Below are 12,828 nucleotides of genomic sequence, written 5' to 3'. Positions count from 1 at the left end.
TGCGTGAATGCTCAGTCCAGCGGGGCGACGTCGACGGAAAAATGCATGCTCTGCTGCGCCCCGCCGCGGAACGTCCCGTCGAGCGGCGCGACATCGCCATAGTCGCGGCCCATGCCGATGAAGATGTGGTCGGTATCCGCCAACATCGCGTTGGTCGGGTCGAATCCGACCCAGCCCAGGTCCTCCCCGCACCACAGGTTGACCCAGGCATGCATGGCATCGGCCCCGACCAGCCGCACCTGCCCCGGCGGCGGAATCGTGCGCAGGTAGCCGCTCACATAGGCGGCGGGTATGCCGTGCGCCCGCGCGGCGATGATCATGATGTGGCTGAAGTCCTGGCAGACCCCGTGGCGATTGTTGAACGCCTCGATCGGCGGCGTATCGGTTGCCGTGGCCTTGGCATCGTAGGCGAACTGCTGGTGGATGGTGTCCATCAGCATGCGCCCCGCTTCCATCACCGGCATCGTTTCGGTCAGGAACCCGCTCGCCCACAAGGCAATGTCACGCTCGGGCGCGGCGATCGGCGAGGCATAGATGTACGAGGCCGGACCCAGCGGCGAAAGGTCGGGCAGCTTCATCGCGGTTTCGCGAATCTCCGCCAGATCGGGGCCCGGCGCCCCGGTCACGAAGAACGGAAGCGATTCCTTCTCGACCGTGAAACGGCTCTCGATCTGCAGGTGGCGGATCGGCTGCCGCAGCGTGAAGCGCGATTCGTTTATGTAATAGCCGCCGTCGCTGTCGACGATCTGGGCCGGCTGCGGATCGACGCTCAGGGTAAAATCGCCCACCGCCTGTCCCGGCCACGCTGCCGGACGCAGCCGCACGTTGAACTGCGCAAGACTGACCGGCGCTGCGTAATCCAGCGTCGTGATATGGCTGACGGAATAGCGCATTACAAAAGTCGCGTTCGCTTCTCTGCCTCGTCGCGATCGAATTGCAGGAAATAGCGCACGGAGATGGCATCGGAAAGCTCAAGCAGGCGCGATTCGATGTCGGCCAGCCGATCCGAGGTCATGTCCTGCGCCGCCGCGGCCTGAAGTTCGCCGAAAAGCGCCCGCGCCGCGCGCAAGGGCGGCTCGGGCAGATTGTCGTCGCTGACGCTTGGCAAGGCTTCTAGATGAGCGACGATCTCGGCCACCTGGAAGACAAGCGCGCGCGGATTGTCGGGGTCGAGCAGGACGAGGTCGCGCACCGGATTGATCATCGGCTGCGAGAGATAGCGCGAGCCGTAGATGATCTGGCTGTCGCACAAGTCCAGCAAGGCGCCCAGCACCTCGCTGTCATCCTCGTCGCGCACCAGGCAGTTGACCGTGCGGCACAGCGCCTGCGCGCGCTCAAGCCGCTTGCCGATCTCCAGGAAACGCCAGGCGGCGCTGCGCACCATGTTTTCCGAAACGAGCCCGGCCAGCGCGCTGAAATGTTCGGTCAGCCAGCGCACCGTCGAAAGCATGCTCTGCGGCCTGCGCATGTCGACCATCGGCATCGGCCGGCTGACGATGCGCCAGAAGTCACGGGCAAAGCGCTCCCGCAGGGAGAGGCCCACTTCCTGGCGGCGATGCAGCAGGGCGGCGGCACTGCCCGGTTCGGCGGCATCGGACAGTGCGGCGGCGCAGATGGCCGCGGCGGGCTGGCCGGACGTCTTCGGCGCGATTGCCCCGCGCGCGACGAGCATCCCGATCAGGCCCTGCAGCACGTTGCCCTGCGCAGATAGGCTGCCGTCGATCTCCACCGAACTGTCGAGGATGGTGCGCACGATCCGCACCGTCATTTCCGCCCGCTCGTTGTAGCGTCCGAACCAGAACAGATTGTCCGCCGCCTGCGATGCCAGGATACCCCCACCGCGCGATATCGGCGGTTCTTCGTGGAGCATCGCGCGCGAATGCACCTCCATCGGCCTGTCGTCGACGATCCAGACATCGGCGGAGAGGTCGCCCGCGCCCATCAGCGTCGTCGGCAACCCGTTCGAGGAGGACAGGCGCGCAAAGCCGCCGGGCATGACCGTCCAGCTGCCGTCGGCAGTCCGGGCCACGAAGGCGCGTACCGTGAAGGGGCGCGGCACGATCTCGCCGTCGATGACTGCGGGCGTGGTGGACAGGTGAACGATTTCCTGGCCGCAATAGTCCATCGGCCGCCGCCACAGCGCCTCGAGCAGGGCCGTGCGTTGCCTGTCATTGAGCGAACGCCCTTCCACCGCGCGCCGCGAAGGCAAGCCCTCCACCCGCTGGCCGAAGGCCGGGAGCAGCGTCAGCTCGTCCAGCCGGGCGGCGACCGCCGAGCTTTCCGCCGCCTGCCCGCACCACCAGGTGGCGATATTGGGCAGCAGCGGCTCCTGGCCCAGCAGCACCCGGCACAGGCGCGGCATGAAGGCGGCGAAGGCTGGGGACTCGAGGACTTCCGTGCCCGGCCAGTTGACCATTTCCACGCCGCCCGCGTCCCAGGCGTCGTAGAGGTTGGCCACACCGATCTGCGACTTGGCATCGAAAGTCAGCGGATCGAGCGAATTGGTATTCATCCATCGCCAGACCGCATCGACGCGCTTTGGCCCGGCGATGGTGCCGACGTAGAGCCGCTGGTCCAGCACCGAGAGATCGCGCCCTTCGACCAGCGGAAAACCGAGGTAGCGGGCAAGGTGGGCCTGCTCCGCGTAAGTCTGGTTGAAGCGCCCCGGCGTCAGCAGGGCGACGCGCGGTTGATCGCGGTTGCAGGCCGCAGCCATCCCCTCACGCATGTGAACGAAGAATTCGGTCAGGCGGCGAACGCGCGTCTCGACCATCAGGTTGTCGGTCGTGCGCCCCATCGCCAGCCGGTTTTCGAGCGCGTAGCCCACGCCGCTGGCAATGCGCACCCGGTCGTTGAGGATGCGCCACTGCCCCTTGGGCCCACGGGCAAGATCGGCGGAATAGACATGGATGAAGCGGCCCTGCCGGGGCTTCATCGCCATCATCTTGCGGGCGAAGAAGGGGCTGCCGGCAATCACGCCAGCGGGCAGATGGCCCTCCTTGACCAGCCGCTGCGGGCCATAGATGTCGGCGGCGAGCTGCTCCATCAGCGTGGCCCGCTGGACGAGGCCGCGCTCGACCTTGGCCCATTCGTCGGCAGCGATGATCAGCGGCATGACGTTGAGCGGCCAGGCCCGTTCATCCTCATCGCCGGTTACGCGGAACGTGACGCCAAGGTCTGCCGCATGACGGGCCGCTGCATCCTGCAGGGAGGAAGGATCGCCATCTGCCTTGCTGGCCAGGCTTTCGACCACGGCCTTCCAGCGCGCGGCCATGGGCTCGGTCGCATCGCGGAACAGATCGCCGCGGGATGCCTCGGCAGGATATTCGTCAAGCCAGCCGGGCGGCCTCTCCCTGGCCTCGCTGGGTGGACTAGATGACACGCGGCGGTCGCCTCAGGTCCAGCGAATAGGGGAATTCCCCCGGAGACTCCTCGGGTGGCATCGGCTGGGGCCCCGGAGAATGGCCATGGTCCTGGAAGCGCGCCTTGCGGCGGGCTTCGGCCTCGTAACCATTGACCGGAACGCTATCGTAATTGCGTCCCCCGGGATGCGCGACGTGATAGACGCAGCCGCCCAGCGAGCGGTTGTTCCACAAGTCGAGGATGTCGAAAGTCAGCGGCGCATGGGCGGCCATCATCGGGTGCAGGCACTCCGCAGGCGCCCAAGCCTTGTAGCGCACACCGCCCACGCCTTCGCCCGAGGCGGTCATCGTCAGCGGTACGCGGCGCCCGTTGCACGAGATGACGTGGCGGCCGGGAACGAGTCCGCTGGCCTTGACCTGCAGGCGCTCGGTCGAACTGTCGACATAGCGCACCGTCCCGCCGATCGCGCCGGTTTCCCCAAGCACGTTCCACGGCTCGAGAGCGTGGCTGATCTCCAGCGTCACGCCCCCGCCCTCGACTTCACCGTGAACCGGGAAGCGGAACATGCGCTGGGCCTCGAACCAGGCCGGATCGAAATTGTAGCCGGCCTGTGCAAGGTCATCGAGCACGTCGAGGAAGTCGGCCCAGACGAAATGGCCCAGCATGAAGCGGTCGTGCAGCTGGGTTCCCCAGCGCACCAGCGAGCCATCGAGCGGCTGCTTCCAGAACCACGCCGTCAGCGCCCGCAGGAGGAGCTGCTGCGCCAGCGACATGCGCGCGTCTGGCGGCATCTCGAAGCCGCGGAACTCGACAAGGCCAAGCCGTCCGGTCGGACCATCGGGCGAGAACATCTTGTCGATGCAGATCTCGGTGCGGTGCGTATTGCCGGTCACGTCGACCAGCAGGTTGCGAAACAGCCGATCGACCACCCAGGGCGCGGGCTGCTCCCGATCCGGGCCGGGCACCTGGGCCAGCGCGATCTCCAGCTCGTAGAGCGCATCGTGGCGCGCCTCGTCGATGCGCGGAGCCTGGCTGGTAGGGCCGATGAACAGGCCGGAGAACAGGTAGCTGAGCGACGGGTGGCGCTGCCAGTAGGTAACGAAGCTCTTGAGCAGGTCCGGACGGCGGATGAAGGGGCTGTCCAGCAGGCTCGGCCCGCCCAGCACGATATGGTTGCCCCCGCCGGTGCCGATGGAGCGGCCATCGACCATGAACTTGTCGGCGGTCAGGCCCACTTCCCGGGCGCAGTCGTAAAGCGTCTCGGTGATCTCCACCGTTTCGCGCCACGATGCCGAGGGATGAATGTTCACTTCGATAACGCCCGGGTCCGGCGTGACCTTGAGCACCTGCAGGCGCGGGTCGGGCGGCGGCGCATAGCCTTCGATGCGCACCGGCAGGCCCTTCTCCTCGGCCACCGCCTCAATCGCGGCGACAAGTTCGAGATAGTCCTCCAGCCGCTCGGTCGGCGGGATGAAGACGGCCAGGTAGTCCCCTCGCGGCTCCACGGTCATGGCTGTGCGCACCGCGCCGTCGATGATCTCCTGCTCGACGATCGCCTGCGCCTGCGGCCCTTCGGCGCTGGCGACGCGCTCGGCCCGCTGGCTTTCGCGCGAAGCGGAGCGGTCGCCGCCGGCAGCGCCCACTTCACGCATGTCCTGCCCCTTGGCGACCACTTGCGCGCGGAAATCGGCCAGCGGCTCACGCGGCTCGGCCGTGTCGCGCGGGTGGATATAGGGATAGTCCGAGGGCGGCACGAACGGCAGCGCGCCGAGCGGCAGGCGATAGCCGATCGCGGAATCGCCCGGCACGGCCGTCAGCAGGCCCTTACGCACTTTCCAGCGTTCGCTTTTCCAGCGCGGGATCGATTGGTCGGCCGCATTCCAGCGCTGCACCGGCAGGACATAACCGACCGGCTTGGTCAGACCGCGCCGATAGGTCCGCCTGAAGCGGCGCGCCAGCTCCTCGTCGTCGATCCTGGGCTCGAGCGGCGTGACGTTGACCGGCAGGTCCTGCTCCCGCTCGTTCCAGGCGGGAATGTCCTCGAAGACGGGCTGGACGAAATCGTCCTCCAGCCCCAGCCCCCGTGCCGTCTCGCGCAGCAGGGTTTCCGCGGCGGAAACATCCATCGTCGGCACCGGATCGGGATCGCCGCCCTTTTCCAGCGGGCTTTCGGCCGCGATCAGCGACTGGTCCTTCCAGATCGGCACGCCGTCCTTGCGCCAGTAGATCGAGAATCCCCAACGCGGCAGGCTTTCGCCCGGGTACCACTTGCCCTGCCCGTGGTGCAGCAGCGATCCGGGCGCGAATTTCTCACGAAGGAGACGGATCAGCTTGTCGGCATAGGCCGCCTTGGTCGGGCCGACCGCACCGCCGTTCCATTCGTCCGCCTCGAAGTCGGTGGCGGCGATGAATGTCGGCTCGCCGCCCATCGTCAGGTTGACGCCGCCGGCTTCGAGGTCGGCATCGACCTTGTCGCCCAGTTCGAGCAGCGCGTCCCAGCGTTCGTCGGTGAAGGGCTTGGTGATACGCACTGCCTCGGCAATGCGGCTGACGTCCATCTCGAAATGGAAGTCGACTTCCGCCGGCTCCGCCATGCCCTCGATCGGGGTTGCCGAGCGATAGTGCGGGGTCGCGCACAGCGGGATGTGCCCTTCGCCCGCGAACATGCCCGAAGTGGCGTCGAGCGCGATCCACCCGGCTCCGGGCACATAGGCCTCGGCCCAGGCATGCAGGTCGGTCACATCCTCAAGAACGCCCTTGGGGCCTTCCTTGGGAATGACATCGGCGACAAGCTGGATCGAGTAGCCGGAGACGAAACGTGCCGCGAAGCCGAGGCGGCGCAGCAGCTGGACCAGCAGCCAGGCCGAATCGCGGCATGAGCCGGTGCCCACCTGCAAGGTTTCCTCCGGCGTCATGACGCCCGATTCCATCCGGATGACGTAGTTGATCCGCTCCTGCAGCTTGCGGTTGATCTCGACCAGGAAATCGACCGTGCGGCCCTGGTAGTTCGCATGGCTGGCGACCAGTTGCTCGAACAGCGGACCCTGCGGCTCGGTTTCGAAATAAGCGGAAAGATCCGCCTGCATCGCCTCGGAATAAGCGAAGGGATATTCCTCCGCGTCCGGTTCGACGAAGAAATCGAAGGGATTGATGACGGCCAGTTCGGCCAGCAGGTCCACCTCGATCGAGAAGTGATCGACCGGATCGGGAAAGACGACCCGCGCCAGCCAGTTGCCGTGCGGATCCTGCTGCCAGTTGAGGAAATGTTCGGGCGGACTGATCTTGAGCGAATAGTTCGGCACCTGCGTGCGACTGTGCGGCGCCGGCCTCAGCCGGATCACCTGAGGGCCGAGATGCACCCGCCGCGAGTAGCGGTAGCGCGTGAGATGGTGCAGTGCCGCTTTGATCATCGACGCAACATTGCGGCAAACCATGTTGCACTGCAACGATGTTCGGTGTTCAATGGCAGATAATGGGCAGGTTTTCGCGCCAAGTGACGCAATTGCCGCAGAACTGTCATCATGGCATGCTTCTGGACTGCCAGTCAGTACGGGATGAACAAGGAAAACATGCTTCAGGCAAGCGAATCGGTCGAGATCTCGGAAAGCTGCGACAATTCGAAGCTGGCGACTTTGCCTGCGCGTTACTTCAACCGCGAACTAAGCTGGCTGGCCTTCAACGAGCGCGTCCTCGCCGAAGCGACGAACCGCAACTATCCGCTGCTGGAACGGCTTCGCTTCCTCTCGATCTCGGGCAGCAACCTCGATGAATTCCTGATGGTGCGCGTCGCCGGCATCGCCGGCCAGGTCCGCCGCCAGATCGAGGAAATCTCCATCGACGGCGCCACGCCGTCACAGGCGCTCTCCGCGATCCACGAAAAAGTGCTGCAGCTGGAAACGGTCCAGCAGGAAGCGTGGAGCGAACTCAAGCGCCTGCTGGGCGATGCCGGTGTGCGCGTGATCGGCGACGAGCCGCTCGACAAGGCGGGCGAGGCCTGGCTGACCGACTACTTCCTCGAACATATCATGGCGGTGATCACGCCGCAGGCGATCGACCCCGCCCATCCCTTCCCCTTCGTCGCCAACCAGGGGATCGGCGTGCTGTTCTCGCTGACCCGCGAGGCCGACGATTCCCCGGTGATGGAGATGGTGCTGATCCCCTCCTCGCTGCCGCGCTTCGTGCGCATTCCCGGCGAGGAAGCCGCCTGGATCTCGATCGAGGACCTGATCTGCCGCAACACCGACCAGATCTTCCCGGGCTTTGCCGTCAACGGCCACGGCGTGTTCCGCGTCCTGCGCGACAGCGACATCGAGATCGAGGAAGATGCCGAGGATCTGGTGCGCTATTACCGCACTGCCATCCAGCGCCGGCGCCGCGGCATCGTCATCGTCCTGCAACTGCAGGGCAAGTTCGATCCGGCCGCCGAGGACCTCTTGCGCAACCAGCTCGGCCTTGACCGCGCGCTGATCATGAAAACCGACGGGATCATCGGCTTCTCCGGTCTGTCGGCTATCTGCGACGAAGACCGACCCGAACTGAAGTTCGAGCCCTATTCCCCGCGCTATCCCGAACGCATTCTCGAACATGACGGTGACATCTTCGCCGCCATTCGCGAGAAGGACATCGTCATCCAGCACCCCTACGAAAGCTTCGAGGTGGTGATCGACTTCCTGCGCCAGGCCGCGGGAGACCCGGATGTGGTGGCGATCAAGCAGACACTCTACCGTGCGGGCAAGCAGTCGGCGATCATCTCGGCGCTGATCGCGGCGGCCGAGGCCGGCAAGTCGGTTACCGCCGTCGTCGAGCTCAAGGCCCGCTTCGACGAAGAACAGAACCTGCTCTGGGCCAGCCAGCTGGAACGCGCCGGGGTCCAGGTGATCTATGGCTTCGTCGACTGGAAGACCCACGCCAAGGTCTCGATGGTCGTGCGCCGCGAAGGCGAAGGCCATCGCACCTACTGCCATTTCGGCACCGGCAACTACCACCCGATCACCGCGCGCATCTATACCGACCTGTCCTATTTCACCGCCGATCCGGCTGCGGGGCGCGATGCGGTGCGCCTGTTCAACTTCATCACCGGCTATGTCGAGCCCAAGACCACCGAGGTGCTTGCGATATCGCCGATCTCGCTGCGCCCGAAGCTGTACGAATGCATCGACACCGAGATTGCCAATGCAGCTGCAGGCAGGCCGGCCGCGATCTGGGCGAAGATGAACTCCCTGACCGACCCCGAATTGATCGACCGGCTCTACGACGCCAGCCAGGCGGGCGTGGAGATCATGCTGGTGGTGCGCGGTATCTGCTGCCTGCGCCCCGGCATTCCCGGTCTTTCCGAGCACATCATGGTCAAGTCGGTGATCGGTCGCTTCCTTGAGCATGTGCGGATCTGGGCCTTCGCCAACGGCGCGGAAATGCCCAACCGCAAGGCCCACGTCTTTATCACTTCTGCCGACGGTATGAGCCGCAATCTCGACCGGCGCGTCGAAGTCATGGTGCCCATGCGCAACAAGACCGTTCACGATCAGGTTCTGGACCAGGTCATGCTGGCCAACCTGCTCGACACCGAGCAAAGCTGGATGCTGGAACCCGACGGGCACTACGAAAGGGTCGGCGAAAGCGACAACCCCTTCAATCTTCATCGCTATTTCATGACCAATCCGTCGCTGTCAGGACGCGGTGCATCGATTGCCAGTGGACGAAAGGTACCAAAGCTCTCGCTTCGACGCGGTAATATCTGACATACGGGCCCCTGAACCCGGGGCCATGCGATTCGTCCAGTCAGAATGAACAGCATCAGCCACACGAGCGAGAAGCGCGCGATCATCGACATCGGGTCGAATACCGTGCGTCTGGTGGTCTATAACGGCCCGGCGCGCGCACCCGTCGTGATTCTCAACGAAAAGGTCAATGCCCGCCTCGGCAAGGACATGGGCAAGACCGGGGCGATCTCCGAAAAGTCGATGCGCACGGCGCTTTCCGCGCTCGCCCGCTTCGCCGAGCTGCTCCGGCTGATGCAGGTGGACAACGTCGAATGCGTTGCCACGGCGGCCGCGCGCGATGCTTCCAATGGCCCTGAATTTCTGGCCGAAGTGCGCAGCTACGGGCTCTCGCCGCGCCTGCTTTCGGGCGACGAGGAAGCGCGCACGAGTGCGACCGGCGTGATCGCGGCCTTCCCCGGCGCGAAGGGCATCGCAGCCGACCTCGGGGGCGGCAGCCTGGAACTTGTGGAGATCGACGGCGAGGTCCTGCCTGGCGGCATCACCCTGCCCTTCGGCACCCTGCGCTTGCCCGACCTGCGCGCAGCGGGACCGGACAGCTTTGCCGAAACCGTGCGCTCCGCCCTTGCCGAGCGCGGATGGAAACGGGGCAAGGATCAGCCGCTCTACATCGTCGGCGGGTCGTGGCGCGCGCTCGCCCTACAGGCGATGCGCGAGATCGACTGGCCGCTCGACGATCCCCACGATTTCGAGATCTCGGCACAGGAAGCGCTCAAGCTGTGCCGCAAGTTCGAAAAGGGCAAGCTCGAGAAGGCCGACCCGCGCATTACCAATTCGCGCATGGCAACCCTCCCCGATGCGGCGGCCCTGCTGGCCCAGCTCATCGACGAGACCGCGCCCTCGCGCCTGATTTTCTCCTCGTGGGGCCTGCGCGAAGGGCTGCTGTTCCAGCACCTGCCGGACGAGATGAAGGCCCAGGACCCGATGCTGGCGAGCGTGAGCGGCTTTGCCCGCAGCGCTTTCGCCTCGCCCAAGGCCGCCACGGCCGTGACCGCGTGGACCGCGCAGGTTTGCGAGGACGCCCCCGGCGAAGGCAATCTGCGCAAGGCTTCCACCCTGCTCGCGCTGGCGGCCATGCGTACCGAGCCCAACATGCGTACGGAGGAAGCCATGACCTGGGCGCTGCGCAAGCGCTGGATCGGCCTCGACAAGCGCGGGCGCGCCATGATGGCCATGACCGTCTTTGCCAATTCTGGCCTGACCGAAATTCCCGAGCAGTTCTGCAAGCTCGCCGACCGCAGCGACCTCGACCGCGGCATCACCTGGGGCCTTGCCGTGCGCCTGTGCCGCCGCCTCACCGGCTGCACACCGCTGGCGTTGGAACACAGCTCGCTCACCCTTGAGGGGGGCCGCCTCGTGCTCTCGCTCGATGAAACGGTACAGGCACTCTACAGCGCCGGAATCGGCAAAGACCTGCGCGCGCTGGCCGAATGGCTCAAGCTGGAATGGAGCGTCATGGTTTGCGGTCGCAACGAGACGCAGGCGCTCGCCGCGAGCTGACATACCGGCAGGTCAGAGACGGGGTCACGACCGGCACCGGCCGCGAAATTCAATGCACCAGCGTCTGGCTCTCGGCGATCATGCTGATGCCGCGCTTGCCTTCGCGCCGGTCGAGCTGGACAACGATGTCGATCACCGAAGCTGCATATTCCAGCGTCTCGGCGCGGGTCAGGCCGATGCCGGTCTGCATCGACATCAGCGCGATCTGCTCCAGCGCACCGCGCGGCGAATTGGCGTGGACGGTCGAAAAGGAACCGGGGTGGCCGGTGTTGATCGCGCGCAGGAAGCTCACCGTCTCGTTGCCGCGCAGTTCGCCCAGGACGATGCGGTCCGGGCGCAGGCGCAGCGCGGCCTGCAGCAGGTCGTTGGCCGAGACCTTGGCCTCGCCCAGTTCGCCCTTCACCGCGATCAGGCCCACGCCGTTCGCGCCGGGCAGGCGCAGTTCCGCGGTATCCTCGACGAGGACGACGCGCTCATGCGCGGGAATTTCGGACAGCATGGCGTTGAGGAAGGTCGTCTTGCCGGTCGAGGTTCCGCCCGAAATCAGGATCGTGCGGCGGCGACGGATCGCTTCGCGCAGGAACGCGATCGGCTGGGCCAGCGGATCGGGCATCGCTTCTTCGACAGGGGCCGGGATCGGCCCGCGATCGTAGGCGTCGAGCGGCAGTTCCAGCAGGCGATGGCGACGGATCGCCAGTGCCCAGTTGGCACGCGTGGCCGGCGGCCCGACGAGCTGGATGCGCGCGCCGCTCTGCCCGCCATAAGCCGGGAGCGTCGCGGAAAGCAGCGGGTGTTCGCGGTTGATGCCCTGATGGCTGATGCGCGCCACCTGCTCTGCAAGGCGCTGCAGCAGCCGGCTGTCCATTTCCGGCAAGGCAATGCGCTGCATGCCCGGATGGGCAGCGTCTTCCACCCAGACTTCGCCCGGTCGGTTGACGAGAATCTCGGTCACCGTCTCGCGGTCGAGCCAGTGGCGCAGCGGCGCAAGATAAGCGTCGAGATAGACGCTGCGCGGCAATTGCGGATCGAGTTCGGCCTCGAACTCAGACACGGGCGCCGCGCGGTCCGGCTGCAGGGGAAGGACGTCTGCCATGATGGATCACTGGACCTCGCTGAAGTCGAGGTCCTTGGCGGTGAAGACGCGGATCGGCTCGCCCTGGCGCACGCGGATCGTCGGGCCGATGGTCGCGCCCGACTGCACGGCGCTGGCCGCTGCGGACTGGCCGCCGGAGATCACCACGCCGGTTCCGCCCGAAGCAATCGTCGTCAGTCCGCCGACCACCGAGAGCAGCATCGCCGAACCGAAGCGTTCGAAGAAGTGGCTGTTCACCTTGCCCGGCAGGCCGGTTTCGCCGCCGAAGGAAATCGCAGGCGATCCCAGGTTCACCGAAACGCCATCGGGACGGATCAGGCGGCTCCAGATCACGTAGGCGCGCTTCTGACCTGCGGACAAGCCGCTCTTGTACTGGCCGATCAGGCGCGAGGAACGGGGCACGAGGACGTGCTTGCCATCGAAGCTGCGCACGTCGGTCGAGACGATGGCGCGCACGTAGCCGGGCACGTCGGTATCGATGGCGGTTTCCAGCACTGCCGGGATCAGAGTGCCCTGCGTGACCGTGGTCGAGGGATCGAACGAGCGCGCGGCTGCCGCGGTCGTGCCGGTCCCGCCGACGCGGGCGGCGAAATCGTCGTTGGCATTGCCGGTGCCCTTGCCATCGGCCGGGCCGGCAACCGGTGCCGCGGCGCCCGAGCCGCTGGAATCGAAGACGACGGTCGGGCTGGCGTAGGGATTGGATGCCGTGGCAGCGCCCGGGTTGACCGCAGGCGGCGCGGCGAGAACCGGTTGCGGCGCCGGGGCAGGCTGCGGCGCGGGCATCGCCGGGGCCGGCCTTTGCGCGGCCAGAGCCGGGGCCGCAGCCGGAACCTCATTGGGATTGACGGCCGGCGCAGGCGCCTGCTGCGGTGCACCGTTGCGCGCCGCGTCCATGGTCCACAGCGTCACGCCGCCCAGCGCCGCGACGATCAGGACACCGGCGGCAAGTCCGAAGCCGTCGCCCTTCTTGCGCTGGCTGACCTGCGGCAGGACATTGCGGGTCGCCAGGTCGATGACCTGTGCGCCCTCGCCTTCGCGCGGGTCGTCCTGGGCTGCATTGTCGAAGCGTTCGCGCAGGGAAGAATTGGGCGCCAT

At 66.3% G+C, this 12,828-nt stretch carries 7 protein-coding genes; 2 read left to right on the top strand and 5 right to left on the bottom strand.

The genetic code is table 11. The annotated features are described in order from the left end of the window. Window positions 1–11 precede the first annotated feature (11 nt). The 3 genes from JI59_RS13820 to JI59_RS13810 are packed head-to-tail and all read right to left on the bottom strand — an operon-like array spanning window position 12 to window position 6,773. On the bottom strand, window positions 12–893 hold the full coding sequence (locus JI59_RS13820) for a transglutaminase family protein (protein ID WP_007012084.1): 882 nt from the start codon (window positions 891–893) through the stop codon (window positions 12–14). Beyond that, on the bottom strand, window positions 893–3,382 hold the full coding sequence (locus JI59_RS13815; protein WP_007012085.1) for a circularly permuted type 2 ATP-grasp protein: 2,490 nt from the start codon (window positions 3,380–3,382) through the stop codon (window positions 893–895). Before JI59_RS13815 ends, JI59_RS13820 begins: the two co-directional genes overlap by 1 nt. Then, a complete protein-coding gene (locus tag JI59_RS13810; RefSeq protein WP_038577663.1) occupies window positions 3,372–6,773 on the bottom strand; it encodes a transglutaminase family protein in 3,402 nt (1,133 codons plus the stop codon). The genes JI59_RS13815 and JI59_RS13810 overlap by 11 nt, the downstream gene beginning before the upstream one ends. Before the next feature lie 144 nt (window positions 6,774–6,917). Between JI59_RS13810 and JI59_RS13805 the strand changes: the two genes are divergently transcribed. After that, the gene (locus tag JI59_RS13805) at window positions 6,918–9,101 is read left to right on the top strand and encodes an RNA degradosome polyphosphate kinase (RefSeq protein WP_007012087.1); all 2,184 of its coding nucleotides are present in this window, start codon (window positions 6,918–6,920) and stop codon (window positions 9,099–9,101) included. Window positions 9,102–9,146: 45 nt separating this feature from the next. Then, on the top strand, window positions 9,147–10,640 hold the full coding sequence (locus JI59_RS13800) for a Ppx/GppA family phosphatase (protein WP_007012088.1): 1,494 nt from the start codon (window positions 9,147–9,149) through the stop codon (window positions 10,638–10,640). A gap of 49 nt (window positions 10,641–10,689) precedes the next feature. Here the strand turns inward: JI59_RS13800 and virB11 are convergent, their stop codons facing one another. After that, window positions 10,690–11,733, bottom strand: coding sequence for a P-type DNA transfer ATPase VirB11 (virB11, locus tag JI59_RS13795; protein WP_007012089.1), 1,044 nt, complete (start codon window positions 11,731–11,733; stop codon window positions 10,690–10,692). A 6-nt stretch (window positions 11,734–11,739) separates the two neighbouring features. Next, a complete protein-coding gene (locus JI59_RS13790; RefSeq protein ID WP_007012090.1) occupies window positions 11,740–12,828 on the bottom strand; it encodes a TrbI/VirB10 family protein in 1,089 nt (362 codons plus the stop codon).

The organism is Novosphingobium pentaromativorans US6-1, from assembly GCF_000767465.1.
Taxonomy (GTDB): domain Bacteria; phylum Pseudomonadota; class Alphaproteobacteria; order Sphingomonadales; family Sphingomonadaceae; genus Novosphingobium; species Novosphingobium pentaromativorans.
Note: the sequence above shows the minus strand (reverse complement) of the source record. Positions and strands in the feature narration are given on the sequence as shown.